Origin of the sequence: Nocardioides sp. J54 (assembly GCF_000519005.1) — a bacterium.
In the GTDB taxonomy this organism is placed as follows: domain Bacteria; phylum Actinomycetota; class Actinomycetes; order Propionibacteriales; family Nocardioidaceae; genus Nocardioides.
On record NZ_JAER01000042.1, the window covers coordinates 21,912 to 38,350 of the forward strand.

Sequence of the window (16,439 nt, forward strand, 5' to 3'; positions counted from 1 at the left end):
GCTCTCATCGAGAGGCTCGACGCCCCATGCCCGTGAAGTCGCTGACGAAGCTCGGCGTGCCCCTCGGCATCGTCCTCATCGTCGTGATGCTGGTGGTGCCGCTGCCGGCGGTGGTGCTGGACCTGCTCATCGCGCTCAACATCACCGGTGCGCTGCTGGTGCTGATGGTGGCGATGTTCATCCACCGCCCGCTCGACTTCGCCGCCTTCCCGTCCGTCATCCTCGTGATGACCCTCTTCCGCCTCGCGCTCAACGTCAGCGCCACCCGCCTCGTCCTGCTCGACGGGTACGCCGGCAAGGTGATCGACACCTTCGGGCACTTCGTCGTCGGCGGGTCCCTGATCGTCGGCCTGATCGTGTTCGCGATCCTGCTGGTCATCCAGTTCGTCGTCATCACCAACGGTGCCGGCCGCGTCGCCGAGGTCGGCGCGCGGTTCACCCTCGACGCGATGCCCGGCAAGCAGATGGCGATCGACGCCGACCTCAACTCCGGGCTCATCGACGAGGAGGAGGCGCGGCGCAGGCGGGCCGAGGTGCACGCGGAGGCCGACTTCCACGGCGCGATGGACGGTGCGTCGAAGTTCGTCAAGGGCGATGCGATCGCGGCCATCGTGATCACGCTGGTCAACCTGCTCGGCGGCTTCGCGATCGGCGTCGCGCAGTACGGCATGCCGTTCAGCGAGGCGATCCAGACCTACTCGCTGCTGTCCATCGGCGACGGCCTGGTCAGCCAGATCCCGGCGCTGCTCCTGTCGGTCGCGACCGGGCTCATCGTCACCCGCTCGGTGGCCGACTCCGACATGGGCTCCGACATCGTCGGCCAGATCTTCGCCCGCAAGATGCCGCTGCGCGTCGCCGGGTTCGGCGCGCTCGCGCTGTGCATCATCCCGGGCCTGCCGAAGCTGCCGTTCCTCGTCGCCGGCGGCGTCATGCTGCTGGCTGCGAGCCGGATCGACGAGTCCCCGGGCAGCACCGCGGCCGAGGCGGCCGACGCCGCGGCGGAGCTGGTCGAGTCGCCCGACTCCCCGGAGGCGCTGGTCGCGGAGATCCGCGTCGACCCGCTGGGGCTGGAGCTGTCGGCCGACCTCATCGACCTGGTCGACACCCGCAGCGGCGGGGACCTGCTCGACCGGGTCAAGGCGCTGCGCCGCAAGGTCGCCGGCGAGCTGGGCATCGTCATCCCGCCGGTGCGCACCCGCGACAACCTCGAGCTGCCGCCGGCGACGTACGCCATCACGCTGTTCGGCGCCGAGGTCGCCCGCGGCGAGGCGCCGCGCGGCACGGTGCTCGCCATCGGCGACTTCCTCGGCTCGCTGCCGGGCACGCCCACCCAGGAGCCGGTGTTCGGGCTCGAGGCGAAGTGGATCCCGGCCGAGCTGCGCCACCAGGCCGAGATCGGCGGCGCGACGGTCGTCGACCGCGCCTCGGTCGTGACCACGCACCTGTCCGAGGTCGTCCACCAGCACGCCAGCCGCCTGCTGGGCCGCGAGGACGTGCGCCTGCTCACCGACATCGTCAAGCGCACCCACCCCGTCGTCATCGAGGAGCTCACCCCGACCCAGCTGCCGCTGGGCGACGTGCAGCGCGTACTGCGTTCGCTGCTGGAGGAGCGGATCCCGATCCGCGACCTGGTCTCGATCTTCGAGGCGCTGTCGGTGCGCGCCGCGGTCTCCAAGGACCACGACGGACTCGTCGAGGCGGCGCGCGCCGCACTCGAGCCGTCGCTGGCGGCGCCGTACGTCGTCGACGGCACGCTGCACGCCATCAGCCTCGAGCCGGTGCTGGAGCAGCAGATGCTGGAGTCGATGCGACCCACCGAGCAGGGCTCGGTCATCGTGCTCGACCCGGACGTGGCGCAGAACGTGCTGCTCGGGCTGGTCCAGGCGTCCCAGAACGCCGAGAACGAGGGGGTTCGTCCCGTGCTGGTGTGTGCACCCCAGATCCGCGCAGCGGTACGACGACTGGTCGCTCCCGCTGCCGAGCGGCTGCCCGTGCTCGCCTACTCCGAGCTCGGCGCCGCGCGTGAGGTCCGCTCCGTCGGCGTGGTCGGTCCCGCCGGCGCGCACGCCGCGCTCAGCGCCGTGGGTGCCGGAGGCCGGTCGTGAGCCGCCCGGCCCGGCGGCCCTCGCCGCGCACGCCGGTGCTGCTCGACGTGCGCATCCTCGTCGTCGCGGCGCTGGTGTCCGCCCCGGCGGCCTACCGCGCCAGCCAGGGCCTGCTCACGCCGGACGAGGCGGTGAGCCGGTTCCTGGTCGTGCTCGTCGGGTGTGCGGCGCTGGCCATGCTGCTGCGGGTGGTGTGGCCGATGGTCGCGGGCGAGACGACGACCGGCACCGACAGCGGCACCGCTGACGGCGATGGCACTGGCGGCGATGGCGCCGGCGGCAACGACGGCGCAGCCGGGGACACCCGGCTGCTGGACGCGCAGGACGCAGGGACCAGGATCAGCCGACCGCAGGGATGACCCACTCGACGACGGTGCCGCCGCCGGGGGTGGAGCTCACGTCGACGTGGCCGCCGAGGTCGGTGGCGCGCGAGGCGAGGTTGCCGGTGCCGTGGCCGCGCTCGACCGTCGCGGGGTCGAACCCGACGCCGTCGTCGCCCACCCGGACGCGGAACCACGCCGAGGACGCGGTCAGCTCGACGGTGACCGACGACGCCTGCGCGTGGCGGGCCACGTTGGAGAGCGCCTCGCGCAGCGCGGTCAGCACGTGCGTGCCGGCCTCGGGGACCAGCGCCCGGTCGACCGGCCCGGAGATGCGCAGCACCGGCTGGAAGCCGAGCACGCCGGCATACTCCGCGAGCAGCGCCCGCACCTCCTCCAGCAGCGGTCGGCCGGTGCCGGTGCCGAGCTCGAAGATGGCGGCGCGCAGCTCCTTGATGGCGACGTCGAGGTCGGCGACCGCGCCGTCGATGCGCTCGCGCATGTCGGCCGGGTCGAGCGCGCGGGCGCCCTGGAGCTGCATGCCGGTGGCGAAGAGCCGCTGGATGACGAGGTCGTGGAGGTCGCGCGCGATGCGGTCGCGGTCCTTGGCGACCAGGAGCTGGGCGCGGTCGCGCAGCGCCTGGTCGCGGTCGAGGATCAGCCCGACCTGGAGGGCGGTGACGGCGACGAGGTCCAGCATGATCCCGCGCAGGGAGGGGCTCTCCTCGGCCGCCTCGACGACGATCACGCCAGACCCGGCGAGCCGGGTGGTCACGGGCACGACGAGGGTCGCCCGGCCGGGGGCGACGGAGATCCGGGTCGGCGAGCCGGCAGCGTCGACGTCGAGGATCTCGGCGGCGAGGCGCTCGACGACGGCCGAGGCGTCGCCGTCGCCGGCCACCTGGCGGATCTCCATGAGGTCGCCGTCGCGTCGGACGTAGGCGACGAGCTGGGCGTTGCACAGCGCGCGCAGCTTCACCACGAGCTCGTCGAGGGCCTCTTGCACCCGCACGGTGCCGGAGACGTCCTGGCCGACCTCGGCGGTGCTGGCCAGCCAGCGACGGCGCCACTCGGCCTGCTCGTAGGTCCGGGCGTTGTCGATCATCACGCCGGCGGCGCGTGCGAGGGCCTCGACGAGCGCCTGGTCGGTGGGGGTGAACTCCTCGCCGCCGCGCTTGTTTCCCAGGTAGAGGTGGCCGAAGGCCTGGTCCCCCACCAGCACCGGCGCGCCGAGGAAGCGGTCGATGGCGGGGTGGGAGCTGGGGAAGTGCCCAGTCGAGACGGGGTGCTCGGCGACGTGGTCGACCCGGATCGCGCGCCGCTCGCGCGGGACGAGGCCCAGCAGGCCGTGCCCGGCCGGCATCCGGCCGACGTCGGTGAACTGCGAGGCGACCGCCTCGTTGGGGACCAGGTCGGTGAACCGGCCCTCGTCGTCGACGATCCCGAGCACGCCGTACTCCGCGTCGGTGAGGCGGCACGACGCCTCGACGATGCGGGACAGCACGCCACGCAGGTCGAGGTCGGAGCCGATCGCGACCATCGCGTCGAGCAGCGCTCGCGCCTCCGGTGGCAGCTCGAGGTCCATCAGTTCGATCCCCTCCCACAGCGATCGCCGTCGTCTCAGGCTAGCCCTTCTCCCGCGGGCTGCGGCGCACGGCCTGACCGCACCATCGGCACCGGGACCAAGGACCTGAGCGGTCGGGACCCGGCGGCGACCTCAGAAGCGGCGCAGCTGGTACTGGCCCGTCGTCCGGGCGACGACGGTCCCGGCCTCGTCGGTGACCTCGGTGACCAGCTCGAAGTCGGACTTGCCGGCGGCCTCGGTCTCGGCGAGCACCCGGGCGATGGTGTCCTCGGTGAGGCTCGCCCGCGCGGTGACGTCGGTGGTGGCCGGGCGCAGGAAGTCGATGGTGAGCTGCTTGACGAGCGGCACGGCGTTCTCCAGCACGAGCGAGGTGCTGGCGAAGAGGCCGCCGAGCACCTCGGCGACCGAGAACAGCGAGCCGGCGTAGATCGCACCGAAGTGGTTGACGTTCGGCCCGGCCGGGATCCGCGCGGCGACGGTCGTCCGGCCGGCCTCGACGACCTCGACCTGCATCGCGTCGAAGACCGGGATCATGGTCCGCACGTAGGCGGTGAGTTCCTCGGGGGTGGCCACCGGGTCAACGTAGTGGATGCCGCGCCGACGTCAGGGACGGGCGTCAGGCGACGTCGTACGTCGCGCTGGACCGGCGCGGGTGGTCCGAGCCCTCGAGCAGCACGTCCACCACGCGGTCGACGTCGTCGGTCATCGGGACGTGGCCGCAGCCGCGCAGCGTGATGTGGGTGGCGTGCGGCAGCGCCTTGCGGGCGAGCCGGGCCTGGTACGGCAGCAGGACCAGGTCGCGCGAGCCCCAGGCGACGGTCACCGGGATGCTCGGGTCGATGGTGCGCTCGAAGCGCGGGCCGCCGTCCATGATCGTGCGCAGCGCCGGCTTGGCGGCGACCAGGCCACGCGCGTCGCCCACGGCCTGCTCGTAGCCGAGGCGGCCGCCACGGGTCATCAGCATCCCCATCGCCAGGTTGCGGCCGATGGGGGTGCGCAGCACGGCGGGGGCGAACGGCTGGAGCGCGGTCGCGGTGCCCGTGAGCGCCACGAACACCGCGCGGATGTAGAGGAACTCGAGGTCGTTGCGCCAGAAGCCCGCCGGCGCGAGGGTGGTCGCGCTGCTGACCAGGTCGTCGGCCGCGGCCTCGAGCGCGATCCGGCCGCCCAGGGAGTTGCCGGCGATGTGCGGACGGTCGAGGCCGAGCTCGGCGAAGAAGTCCTCGAGGATGCCGCGCAGCTGCTCCTTCACGGGCCGCCCGTCGGGCACGAGCGCCGGGGACTCACCGTGGCCGGGCAGGTCGAGCAGGATCACCTCGCGGTGCTCGGCGAGCCGGTCGACCAGCGGGTACCACGCCTGTCGTCGATGCCCGATCCCGTGGACCAGGACGAGGGGTTCTCCCGAGCCGAAGCGTTCGTGGGCGAGCATCGTGACCTCGTTTCCGCGCACCGACGCTGGTGCGACTGTGTGCAACTGGCAGTTGCGGATACCGACAGTAGGTCCGGCCGCTAGCTGCGCGCAAGCACCTTGCTCGCCGCCCGGACCGTGACCCGGGTCACAACATATAACTCAGGTTACGCGCCCGGCAGGCGGGTCCCGGCGGGCGGACGCGCGGCGTCACCGGATGCGGGAACGCCGACTCCACCGAACCGTCGAGACGTCACTTGTGGCCGGCCGAATGGTCACCTGTGGCCGGTCGAGTGGTCAGTTGTGGCCGGTCGAGAAGTCAGTTCCGGCCCGGCGAGTGGTCGGATCCGGTCGGTCGAGGCGTCACTCCCCGCGCGGCCGGGCCCTGACGTCGTACGGCGGCGGGGCTGCTCGCCGTACGTGACCTCTCGAAGGGCCACAACTGACGTCTCGACGAGCCACAACTGACGCCTCGACGAGCCACAAGTGACGCTTCGACGGGCCACAAGTGACGTCTCGACGGGCCAGACGAGCCGGGGAGGTGTCCTGGCCGGAGGAGCGGGTCCCCCAACCAGCGGCTCGCCCGGCCAGGACGAGACCCCGCCGGACGGTGGGCCGTCCGGCGGGGCCGTGGCGGGCCGCAGCCGTGGGACACGAGGACTGCGACCCGGCCGTCATTCGGCCGGTGGGAATCAGCCGAAGGACGAGTCAGCGTGTGCCTCCGCGACCATCACCTCGATGCCCGGGCCCAGGGGGAGCAGGGCGTTGGCGACCGTGACCACCACGCGCAGCGCGCGGACGGTGATCCCGCTGTGCGGCGTGCCGGAGCAGCTGTGGGTGGCCGCTCCCCCGCCGTCACAGAACTGCTCGTTGAGGACGATGAAGCCGATGCCCGGCAGGGTGTAGGTGGTGTTGGGCGCCGGGTTCAGCCCGACGGGCACCCCCAGGACCTCGAGGTCGACCAGTGTCGTGCCGGCGTCGGTGGACGTCGACCCGGACGGACCCGCGGTGGACCTGGCCTCGGACCTGACGGCGGTCGCCGAGACCACGCACCTGGCGTCCGTGAGCCGCAGGACGCAGAGGGGTCCGGACCCGTCGCCGGCGACCTCGGCCCAGCTGCGCGACGTGGCGCCGGAGGTGGTCAGGGCGCCGCTGGTGGCGGTGTCCGCGACCTTGGCCCCGGCGATCCCCGGGAGCGCCACGCCCACGACCTGCTCGGTCTCGTTGCCGCCCAGGGGCGAGATCTGCACGTAGCCCTGGAGCAGGTCGGCCAGCAGCACGTTGGTGCCCAGGCGGGCGGCGTAGGCGTGGCCGCTGACGGACCGCTTGGACTGGTTGGCGCACAGCGGGGTCTTCGGGAACTCGCTGTGCGCCGTCGCCTCGCCGACCTTGATCTCGACAGCCTGGAGCCCGAGCAGGACGCCGGTGATCTTGACGTGGATCGCCGTGACGCTGGCGTCGGCGACGTACTTGCCGCCCTTCTCCGAGATCGACGTCGAGCGCTCGTTGATCGCGATGTAGCTGTTCTTGCCGAAGATCGCGGCGTTGAGCGGGATCGTCGTCGTCTGGTTGAGGTTCACCGGCGTCTCCAGACCGAGGACCTTCAGGCTCTGGATCGTCGACCCGGTCGTGCTCGCCGTCGAGTAACCGCCGTTGGCCGTGGTCGACGCGACCGCGCGGACCGTGCCGGTCTCGACGGTGCAGACGCCCGCCACCGGGACCAGGCAGACGCCGGCGACCTCGGAAGTCGTGGTCTGCCGGGTCTCCGCCGGGGCGGCGGTGACCGAGCTGTTGCTGGTGGTCGACAGCACGCCGGCCGAGAGGATGGCCCCGTTGGCCGGCAGCTTCAGTGCCGCGACCGCGTCACTGTCCGTGGACGGCCCGCCGAGGCCGGACTGGCTGCTCACCGACTCGCTGAGGACCACCGTTGCCTTGTCCTTGATGATCACCGACAGCAGGTTGGTCACCAGGGTCAGCAGGCCCGACGCCCTCACCTCGAGGCCGACCGCCGTGCCGTTCGACTTCGCGCCGGCCGGGTTGGGCTGCGGGCTGACGAGGTCGGAGGTGACGTTCGAGCTGACGTCCGCGCCGTTGGCCAGGGACATCCGGGCCTGGTTCGGCACGGTGCAGACGGCGTTGTTGGTCACCTTGACCACCAGCCTGACCGACCCGGTGCCGCCACGCGGGGCGATCGAGCCGACGTTCCAGCTCGCCGTCGGTACGGCGCCCACGACCGTGCAGCCTCCGGTGCACGACACGAAGCCGGTGCCACCGGGGATCGCGTCGGTGAGCACGGCACCCAGTGCCTCCGCGGGTCCGTGGTTGGTCCAGGTGATCGTGTAGGTGAGCACCTGGTCGCCGTTGGACCGGACGTCGACGGACGACGTCTTGGTGAGGGTGACGTCCGGGGTGGCCGCGACGCAGCCGGTCACGCCGCCCGTGGCCCCGCTGGCCAGCAGGACACCGTTGCTGATCGCGAAGGTGCCGGGCTGGCACCCGTTGCCGCCGGAGGTGCCGGTGAAGGTCTCCGGGACGGTCGCGGTGTAGGTGAACACCTTGCTGCCACCGGCCGCGATGGTGCCGGTCTCGCAGGTGAGCTTCCCGTCGGCCTTGGTGCAGCCGTCCGGGACGGTCGGGTCGAGCCGGTCGTCGTAGTCGTCGGTGAAGCTCGTCGAGCCGGCCGCCGAGCCGTCGTTGGTGACGGTCACGGTGTAGGTGACCTCCTGGCCCGGGTCGAGGGTCGTGTCGCTCATCTCCTTGGCGACGCTCAGGTCCGGCGCTGCCGGGACGCAGACCGTCTTCGACGCGACCTCGGCGCCCTGGATGGTGACCGAGTTGACGACGCCGTACTCACCGGGTGCGCAGGGCGCCACCCCCGCCTCGCCGTCGTACGACGACGGGAGCTCGGCGGTGTACTCGAAGACCTGGTGGTCGCCGCCTGCGATGGTGCCGGTCGTGCAGGTGAGCACGCCGTCGCCCTGCTCGCAACCGTCGGGGACGGTCGGGGTGAGCCGGTCGTCGTAGTCGTCGACGAAGGTGGTCGACCCGGCCGCGGCACCGGTGTTGGTGACCGTGATCGTGTAGGTCACCTCGTCGCCGGGCTCGGCCAGTGCCTTGTCGACGCTCTTGGTCACGACGAGCTCGGTCCGCGCGTCCACGCACACCACGTCGGCTACCGAGCCGCCGCCCGCGAGGGTGGCGACGTTGCGGACCGGGTAGGCGGGCGGCGTGCAGGCCTCGGCGTCGGGGTCGCCGGTGTAGGTGGCCGGCAGGACCGCGTCGTAGCTGTAGGTGATGCTCTCGCCGGCCGCCAGGACGGGGGTCTCGCAACGCAGCTCGTGCGTGCCCACCAGCTCGCAGCCGTCGGGGGCCTCGGTGATCTCGGCCTCGGAGACGTCGGTCCACGTCGTGGAGCCCGCGGCCTCGCCGGTGTTGCGCACCACCACCTGGTAGGTCACGTCACCGCCGGGGCTGGCGACCTCGAGGTCGGCCTCCTTGCTGATCTCGAACGCCGGCGCGGCGCTCACGCAGACCTCGACGGTGTGCGAGCTGTCACCGGCCTCGGCGGTGTTGAGGACCGAGAACCGGCCGTCGGCGCAGTCACCCTGCTCGGCCCCGGCCGCGAAGGACGCGGGCATCGCGACGGTGTAGGCGAACGTCTGCGAGTCACCGGGGTCGAGACGGGTGGTCGTGCAGCCGAAGACACCACCCGACGGCGCACAGTCGTTGCCCTCGGGGTCCGACACGGCGATCGGCGGGTCGAGCCGCTCGTCGTACTCGTCGGTGAAGGTCGTGCTGCCCGGCGCCTCGCCGGTGTTGGTGACCGTGATCGTGTAGGTCACCGGGTCGCCCGCCGCAACGCTCGTGGAGCTGGCCTCCTTGGTGACGAGGAAGCCCGGCTCCGCGGGCACGCACACGTCGGCGTCCGCGACGGTGGTGCCGGAGATCCGCACCCGGTTGGCCACCTGGAACTCGCCGGGCTCGCACGTGCCGGTGCGGGACTCCCCGGTGAACGAGGTCGGCAGCGTCGCCGAGTAGGTGAACACCTGGGTGCCGCCGTTGGCTGCGACGACCCCCGTGGTGCAGGTCAGCTTGCCGTCGGCCTTCTCGCAGCCGGCCGGCACGGTCGGGTCGAGCCGGTCGTCGAAGTCGTCGACGAAGGTCGTCGACCCGGAGCTCGTGCCGCTGTTGGTGACGGTGATCGTGTACGACACCTCGGCGCCGGGTGCCACCTCACCGTCGACCTCGGCCGTCTTCACCACGCCGAAGTCCGGCGTCGCCCCGACGCAGAAGGTGACGTCGCCCCGCGCCCCGTCGGCGAGCTCGACCAGGTTGTGGATGCGGAACGTGCCGGGCTCGCAGGTGCCCTCACCACCGGGGCCGTCGAAGGCGGCCGGCAGCGTGGCGACGTAGGTGAAGGTCTGCGACCCGCCGGCCGGGATGACGCCGGTGTCGCAGGAGAAGGCGCCGTCGGTGGCCTCGCAGTCGTCGCCCTCCGGGTCGGACGTCGCGGTGCCGACGGTGACCCGGTCGTCGACGTCGTCGGTGAACGACGTGGCCCCTGCGGCCGTGCCGCCGTTGGTGACCGTGATCGTGTAGGTCACCGTGCCGCCCGGCTCCAGCGGGCCATCGGCCTCGTAGGACTTCGCCACGCTGAACGCGGGCGCCGCCGGGACGCAGACGGAGACGTCGGCGTCGGCGCCGTCGCTCAGCTCGACCGCGTTGGCGACCTCGTAGCTGCCCGGTGCGCAGGCTCCCCGGTCGCCGGCGAAGGTCGCCGGCAGGGTGACGTCGTAGGTGAACACCTGCGACTCACCGGCCGGGATCACGCCGGTCGCGCACTGCAGCACCTTGTCGTCGTCACCGACGACGGAGCAGGTCCCCGTGTCCGGGGCGCTCGTGATGGCGGACGGCGTCAGCCGGTCGTCGAAGTCGTCCTCGAAGGCCGTGGCGCCCGCAGCGTCGCCCTCGTTGGTGACGGTGATCGTGTAGGTGACCTGCTGCCTGGGCTGCGGCGTGGTGTCGCTGACCGCCTTCGTCACCGTGTACGACGGTGCGGCAGCCACGCAGAGCTCGACGGCTGCGCCGGGGCCCTCGGCCAGGGAGGCGGTGTTGCCGATCGGGTAGCTCCCCTGGGCACACTCGCCGCCGCCCGAGGTGGGGCCGAAGGTCGCCGGCACGACAGCGGTGTAGGTGAAGCTGACCGGGTCGCCGGCGGCGACCTCACCGGTCTCGCAGGTGAAGCTCGCGGGGCCGGGGCCGGCCTCGCAGTCGTCCGGCAGCGTGACGTCCATCCGGGCGTCGTACTCGTCGGTGAAGCTGGTGGACCCGGCTGCCTTGCCCGTGTTGGTGACGGTGACCGTGTAGGTCACCGTCGCGCCGGGCTCCGGGCTGGCGTCGTCCACGGACTTCGCGATCTCGAAGTCGGCGGCGGCGCCGACGCAGACCGTGCTGTCCGCCGCCTGGGCGTTGGCCAGGGCGACCGCGTTCAGGACCGGGTAGGTGCCGGGCTCGCAGCCCTCGCCACCGGACGGGCCGCTGAAGGAGGTCGGCATCGCGGCGCTGTAGGTGAAGGTCTGCGAACCGCCGGCCGGGATCGTCCCGGTCGTGCAGTCGAGGACCTTGTTGCCCTCGTCGGTGGTCGGCTCGCAGTCCGCGCCGGTCGGGGCCGACGTCGCAGTCGACGGCGAGAGCCGGTCGTCGAAGTCGTCACGGAAGGTGGTCGACCCGGCCGCCTGGCCGTTGTTGGTGACGGTGACCGTGTAGGTCACCTCCTGGCCCGGCGTCGCGACGGCGTCGTCGACGGTCTTGGTGACCTCGAACTGCGGGTCGGCCTGGACGCACAGCGTCACGACGGCCGGCGTGCCGCCGGGGAGCGCCGCCGTGTTGGCGACCGGGTAGGTGCTGCCGGTGCAGCCGTCACCACCGGGAGCGCCCGAGAACGTGGCGGGCATGGTGGCGGTGTAGGTGAACGCCTGCGAGCCACCGGCCGGGATGGTCCCGGTGGTGCAGCTGAAGAGCTCGTTGCCGCCGCTGGCCGTCGGCGCACAGTCGTTGCTGGACGGCGCCGAGACGGCGGTGCTGGGCGCGAGCCGGTCGTCGAAGTCGTCGGTGAAGGTGGTGGACCCGCTGGCCTTGCCGGAGTTCGTGACGGTCACGGTGTAGGTCACCGTGTCACCGGCTCCCACCCCCGAGGCGGGGGAAGCGGTCTTGGTGATGCTGAACTGCGGGCTCGCGGCGACGCACACGGTCACGACCGGCGCGGCGGTGCCGTCGACGAGCGTGGCCCGGTTGCGGACCGGGTGCTGGCCGACCTCGCAGCCGCCTCCACCGCCGGCCCCGCTGAAGGTGGCGGGCATGTCCGCGGTGTAGGTGAACACCTGCTGCTCACCGCCGGCGATGGAGCCCGAGGTGCACTGCAGGACCTTGTTGCCGCTGACCGTGGCGGGCGTGCAGCTCCCACCCGAGGCCGGGGTGGGCGTCACCGCGGACGGGGTGACGGCGTCGTCGAAGTCGTCGGTGAACGACGTGGATCCTGCGGTGCCGCCGGTGTTCGTCACCGTGATCGTGTAGGTGACCTGCTGGCCGGGGACGGCCGCGGTCGTGCTCGCGGTCTTGGTGATGGCGAAGGCGGCCGGCGGCAGCGGCTGCGTGGCGTTGGCCTGGATGGTGTTGGCCATCGCGCCGGTGCTCTTGCCGTCGAGCTTCTCCAGCTTGAAGGCGTAGGGGCCACCGCTGACGTTGCTCGCGCCGAGGCCCTGGCCCCAGGCGCGGACGTAGCTGTCCGGGCCGCCGACGGCCAGGTGCCCGCCGAAGAGGAGCACGGCCTGGCGGGCCGTGCCCGGCGTGGGGTTGCGGAAGGTGAGGGTGACGGTGACCAGGTCGTCGCCGCCGGCGGGCGCGCTGTGCGGGCCCACGGAGTCGCTGACCAGGACGCCGCCGTACATGGTCCACTCGCGGTCGGCGTCGGGCAGGTCGTGGTCGGAGACGAGCTGGGAGATGCCCGCGCCGGACGGCGGGACCGTAGCTGCGTCGGTCGCCATCGGCAGCGTGGACGGCGGGTCCGCGCAGAGGGACGCCGACAGGCCCTGGCAGGGATCGGCGTCCTCCACGGTGTGGTTCCACGTCGCCATCGAGTCGTAGGCGTGGATGCTGCCCTTGCGGTCCTGGTAGGTGAAGGTCAGCGTGTGCTCGAGGTTGTCGGCCGGCAGGTTGATGACCGCCCGGTGCGGGACGACGTCGTCCTCGCGGAAGTGCGAGTTGCTGCCCTGGATCGCACCGTTGATCCAGCCGCCGGCGCACGTGGTCGCCGTGCCGGCGCCGTTCGCACACTGGTTGAACGCGGCGACGGTCGCGTCCGCCGCGGTTGCTGGCGGCGACGACGCGACGGTGAGACCCGCCGCTGCCATCGCGCCGACGATGAGAAGACGCACGCCAAGCATATGAAAAGCCCCCATGACTCGGTTGTGCGGCCACCCGAGTGCCTGTTGCTCCAGCGAGGGAGACGCTGGTGCCGGGTCCCCCCACGAGACCCGTGGACGACCCTAGGGAGAGATCCCGGATCTGGTGAGCCCTTTGATATAGGCATTGACTTCCGGCCCACGGCGGTGCTACGGCTGGCGCCCATGGCCCGGATGTCCGACCTCGAGTCCGTCTTCTGCCGGACGGCGCTGTGGCGCGCCTGGGCGCGTCGCGCCGTCCTGCCGCGGGTGCTGCCGCGCGGCCTCTCCGGCGAGGTGCTCGAGATCGGTTGCGGCAGCGGTGCGATGGCCGCGGAGGTGCTGCGCTCGGTGCCGGACATCGAGCGGTACGTCGCCACGGACGTCGACCCGGCGATGGTGGCCCGCGCTCGACGCGAGCTCGGAGAATTCGCCGCACGTGCGGAGGTCCTGGAGGTCGACGCCGCCGGGCTCCCGTTCGCCGACGCGTCGTTCGACGCAGTCGTCAGCTGGCTGATGCTGCACCACACCATCACGTGGGAGCAGGTGCTGGCCGACGCGGCTCGCGTGCTGCGCCCGGGCGGGCTGCTGGCGGGCTACGACCTGCCGGACTCGCGGCAGAGCCGCGTCGTGCACCGGCTCACCCGCTCGACGGTGCGCATGGTCGCCGCGGACGACCTCGCCGCCGAGCTGCGGGGCCTGGGCCTGTCCGACATCGAGGTACGACCGCTCGGGGTCGCTGGCGCGTACGGGTTCTCCGCCCGTCGCTGAGCCCGCCTGCCGGCCCGCGCGTCAGGGTGCGGGCGTGAGCGGCTGCACGCGGCGGAAGCCGCTGCGGTGGAACACCAGCGGTTCCTGCAGGCTGGCGTGGTCGACGTGTGCGACGGCGTGCAGCTCGAGCAGGACGAGCACGTGGTCACCGGCCTCGACCTCGCGGTAGATCGTGCAGTCGAACTGCGCGAGTCCGTCGTCGACGAAGAGCGCCCCCTCCGGGGTGACCGAGTGGCCGAGGCCGTCGAAGCGGGCCCCCACCGGGCCGGCCAGCTGGCGGCACACCTGGTCGTGGTGGTCTGCGAGCACGGTCACGCCGAGGTGCGGCGCGGTGCGCAGGTCGGGCCAGGTCTTCGACGCGGCAGCGAGGTTCACCGACACCAGCGGCGGATCGAGGCTGACCGTCGTGAACGAGCTCGCGGCCAGGCCCAGCGGGCGGCCGTCGACCTCGGCCGCGACGGCCACCACCCCGCTGGGGAAGAAGCCGAAGGCCTGGCGCAGGCGCGCCGGGTCGAGGTCCTGGTTGGTCGCCAGCGCGGTCATCGGGCTGCCCCTGCGAGCGGCCCGACCACGTCCGGCAGCTCCGGGCCGAGCCTGAGCGACTCGAGGAAGAGCACGATGGTCGCGGCGACCGATCGGTGCGGTGCGTCGTTGAGGACGTCGTGCCGCCCGCCGTTGACCACGCGCACCCGGACGTCCGGGACGCCGTCGTACAGGGCGAGGGCGTCGGCGACGGGCGTGACCGGGTCGTCCGTGCCGTGCAGGAGCAGCACGGGCTTGCCGGGGGCGTCCGGCGCGACCGACGTCCACGGCAGCGGCTGGTCGAGCCCGCCGCGGGCGAAGTCCTCGTCGGTCGAGATCACGCGGCGGTGGACCGGGCACGCCGAGCGCGCCTCGACCTCCGCGTCCCACGACTCGACGCCGGCCGAGGTCGGCAGGGCGAGACCGGCGAGCACCACCGCGTCGACGCCGAGCGTCGGCGCGAGCAGGGCGGCGAGGGTCGCGCCGGCGTCGGTGCCGACGAGCACCGTGGGGCCGGGCAGGGACTCGTCCGCGAGCAGCTTCTCCACCAGGACCCGCGTGGCGTCGGGGTCCTCGAGGTCGAGGGGCACCAGACGCACGCGCCAGGCGTCGGCGGAGATGCGGCGCCCGAAGCGCTCGTACGACGCAGGGGTCTCACCGCGGCCGGGCAGGACGACCAGGGTCCCCCGCGGGGTGCCCCCGGTGGGCTCGTTCCAGGCTGTGACGGTCATCGGTCCTCTCCTCCAGAGCGGGCCCACGTGGACGTGAACCAGTGCACGGCCCCGGTCTCGGGGTCGTAGGAACGGCGCGGCAGCGTGCCGATGTCGGCGCCGTAGACGTGGATCCCGACGACCGGCACGTCGCCGCCGCAGCGGACCTGGTGCACGTCGTCGTCGGTCGTGCAGCACACGGTGACCTGTCCGGCCGTCCACTCGTCGGTGCCGAGCTCGACCAGCGGGACGTCGGGCTGGGCGGGCTTCTCGAAGCGGGTCTCCACCTCGGTGCCGCTGTGGATGCCGACGACCCCCCAGGTCTCGTGGCCGTGGACCGGGGTGCCCTGGCCGACGTTCCAGACCGCGCTCGCGATCGAGAAGGAGCCGTCGGCGGCGACGTGGAGCGGGTACATCACGTACCGCTCGGGGTCCGGACGGGTCTTGTCGGGCGGGAGCTCGAAGCCCTCCGCGAGGGTCCGCTCGAGGTCGTCGCGCACGGCGGCGGTCAGGGCCTGCTCGTCGAGGCCGGACGCGACGAGCGCGGTGACGCGCTCGGCGAACGCGGCGAGCGCGGGGACCTCGCTGGTCACCGGGACGGTCGGGAGCTGGGTCATGCGATCTCCTTGGTGGGGGTCAGGCCGGCGTAGGCAGCGATGCGGTCCCGCAGGCCCGGTACGACGACCGAGCGGGCCAGCGAGGCGAGGGCGGCGTCGCGGTCCTGCTGGCCGGCGCCGGCGCGTGCGGCGGCGAGCAGCGCGGGCCGCGAGTCCGGGCTGGTCCTGGACCAGTCGACGAGGACGCGGTCGAGGTCGGCCGGGGTGCCGGTGACCAGGGGACCCGCGTCCATTGCCGCCACGACGGCGCCACCGCTCCACGCGACGGTGCCGGTGAGCGCAGCCAGCCGGGCGGTGCCGAGCACGACGCCGAAGGCGGCGCCGGGGAAGCGGAAGGTGGCGCGCGGGCCGGCGAGCCGGTGGTCGCAGGCCGCGGCGAGGTCGGCGCCCGCACCGACGGCCGCGCCCTCGACGACCGCGACCGTCAGGTGCGGCGCGGAGAGGAGCCGCTCGAGCAGCAGCCCGATCCGCAGGAAGCGCCCGGCGAGCGCGGCGTCGGTCTGGTGCTCGAGCCCGGCGAGGTCGAAGCCGGCCGCGAAGTGGCGGTCGTTGCCGCGCAGGACGAGGGCGAGCGGACGGGCGCAGGCGGCCTCGTCGACGACGGCGAGGAGGTCCTCGACCAGGTCGGCCGACAGCGCGTTGGCGCGGTGCGGCCGGTCGAGGGTGAGCGTCCAGGCCTGCCCGCGGTCGACGTGGAGGCTCACTGGACTACCTTCCTCGTGTCGGCGGTCCTGGACGGGCCGCTGATGCACCCCAGGTGCCGTCGGGTCACTGCCCTGCTCGCTCGACCCCTTGAGGTCCACGATGAGTTCTGCAGGGCCCGGCGGTCACCCGGGACGCCGTGATCGTCGACAGGGCTGTGCGCCAAGGCCGACCGGATGGCTGGCTGGGAGCGCCGATCAGTGAGCTGACAGACAGATGCGTCCCGGCACCAAGACGAGGGTGCCTCCCCACTGGGTCTA

Annotated in this window: 11 protein-coding genes; 3 read left to right on the top strand and 8 right to left on the bottom strand. The window is 72.8% G+C overall.

Going from position 1 to position 16,439, the window contains the following annotated elements; translation table 11 throughout:
- The first annotated feature begins 26 nt into the window (after positions 1–26).
- Entirely contained in the window at positions 27–2,105 is a 2,079-nt protein-coding gene (flhA, locus tag NOCJ54_RS0119570; RefSeq protein WP_028656842.1) for a flagellar biosynthesis protein FlhA, read from the top strand.
- On the top strand, positions 2,102–2,464 hold the full coding sequence (locus NOCJ54_RS0119575; protein WP_028656843.1) for a hypothetical protein: 363 nt from the start codon (positions 2,102–2,104) through the stop codon (positions 2,462–2,464). Before flhA ends, NOCJ54_RS0119575 begins: the two co-directional genes overlap by 4 nt.
- Here the strand turns inward: NOCJ54_RS0119575 and NOCJ54_RS27075 are convergent.
- From NOCJ54_RS27075 to NOCJ54_RS27085, 4 genes are all read right to left on the bottom strand, one after another.
- Complete coding sequence (locus NOCJ54_RS27075; protein WP_036518810.1) at positions 2,445–4,010, bottom strand: GAF domain-containing sensor histidine kinase; 1,566 nt, start codon at positions 4,008–4,010, stop codon at positions 2,445–2,447. The genes NOCJ54_RS0119575 and NOCJ54_RS27075 overlap by 20 nt on opposite strands.
- A gap of 132 nt (positions 4,011–4,142) precedes the next feature.
- Positions 4,143–4,583, bottom strand: coding sequence for a PaaI family thioesterase (locus NOCJ54_RS0119585; RefSeq protein ID WP_028656844.1), 441 nt, complete (start codon positions 4,581–4,583; stop codon positions 4,143–4,145).
- 43 nt (positions 4,584–4,626) lie between these two features.
- Positions 4,627–5,439, bottom strand: coding sequence for an alpha/beta fold hydrolase (locus NOCJ54_RS27080; protein ID WP_036518813.1), 813 nt, complete (start codon positions 5,437–5,439; stop codon positions 4,627–4,629).
- A 671-nt stretch (positions 5,440–6,110) separates the two neighbouring features.
- Positions 6,111–12,851 (bottom strand): choice-of-anchor P family protein, encoded by a 6,741-nt coding sequence (locus NOCJ54_RS27085; RefSeq protein WP_198020275.1) that lies wholly within the window; start codon positions 12,849–12,851, stop codon positions 6,111–6,113.
- Between the two features lie 192 nt (positions 12,852–13,043).
- On the opposite strand from NOCJ54_RS27085, the gene NOCJ54_RS0119600 reads away from it, so the two are divergent.
- On the top strand, positions 13,044–13,628 hold the full coding sequence (locus tag NOCJ54_RS0119600) for a class I SAM-dependent methyltransferase (protein WP_028656845.1): 585 nt from the start codon (positions 13,044–13,046) through the stop codon (positions 13,626–13,628).
- 21 nt (positions 13,629–13,649) lie between these two features.
- Here NOCJ54_RS0119600 and NOCJ54_RS0119605 read toward each other — a convergent pair whose 3' ends face one another.
- Genes NOCJ54_RS0119605 through NOCJ54_RS0119620 form a run of 4 tightly spaced genes read right to left on the bottom strand, consistent with a single transcriptional unit; the run spans position 13,650 to position 16,181 of the window.
- Entirely contained in the window at positions 13,650–14,171 is a 522-nt protein-coding gene (locus NOCJ54_RS0119605) for a flavin reductase family protein (RefSeq protein ID WP_028656846.1), read from the bottom strand.
- The gene (locus NOCJ54_RS0119610) at positions 14,168–14,881 is read right to left on the bottom strand and encodes an alpha/beta hydrolase (RefSeq protein WP_036518819.1); all 714 of its coding nucleotides are present in this window, start codon (positions 14,879–14,881) and stop codon (positions 14,168–14,170) included. Before NOCJ54_RS0119610 ends, NOCJ54_RS0119605 begins: the two co-directional genes overlap by 4 nt.
- Complete coding sequence (locus NOCJ54_RS27090) at positions 14,878–15,477, bottom strand: cysteine dioxygenase family protein (protein WP_051486137.1); 600 nt, start codon at positions 15,475–15,477, stop codon at positions 14,878–14,880. The genes NOCJ54_RS0119610 and NOCJ54_RS27090 overlap by 4 nt, the downstream gene beginning before the upstream one ends.
- Positions 15,474–16,181 carry an enoyl-CoA hydratase/isomerase family protein gene (locus NOCJ54_RS0119620; RefSeq protein WP_028656848.1) on the bottom strand — a complete coding sequence of 236 codons (708 nt, stop codon included), beginning with the start codon at positions 16,179–16,181 and terminating at the stop codon, positions 15,474–15,476. The genes NOCJ54_RS27090 and NOCJ54_RS0119620 overlap by 4 nt, the downstream gene beginning before the upstream one ends.
- Positions 16,182–16,439 lie beyond the last annotated feature (258 nt).

Bases quoted from the DNA above. Each gene is read 5' to 3' on its own strand.
- flhA (WP_028656842.1), top strand. From the start codon at position 27: ATGCCCGTGAAGTCGCTGACGAAGCTCGGCGTGCCCCTCGGCATCGTC.
- NOCJ54_RS27075 (WP_036518810.1), bottom strand. From the start codon at position 4,010: ATGGACCTCGAGCTGCCACCGGAGGCGCGAGCGCTGCTCGACGCGATG.
- NOCJ54_RS27080 (WP_036518813.1), bottom strand. From the start codon at position 5,439: ATGCTCGCCCACGAACGCTTCGGCTCGGGAGAACCCCTCGTCCTGGTC.
- NOCJ54_RS0119600 (WP_028656845.1), top strand. From the start codon at position 13,044: ATGGCCCGGATGTCCGACCTCGAGTCCGTCTTCTGCCGGACGGCGCTG.
- NOCJ54_RS0119605 (WP_028656846.1), bottom strand. From the start codon at position 14,171: ATGACCGCGCTGGCGACCAACCAGGACCTCGACCCGGCGCGCCTGCGC.
- NOCJ54_RS0119610 (WP_036518819.1), bottom strand. From the start codon at position 14,881: ATGACCGTCACAGCCTGGAACGAGCCCACCGGGGGCACCCCGCGGGGG.
- NOCJ54_RS27090 (WP_051486137.1), bottom strand. From the start codon at position 15,477: ATGACCCAGCTCCCGACCGTCCCGGTGACCAGCGAGGTCCCCGCGCTC.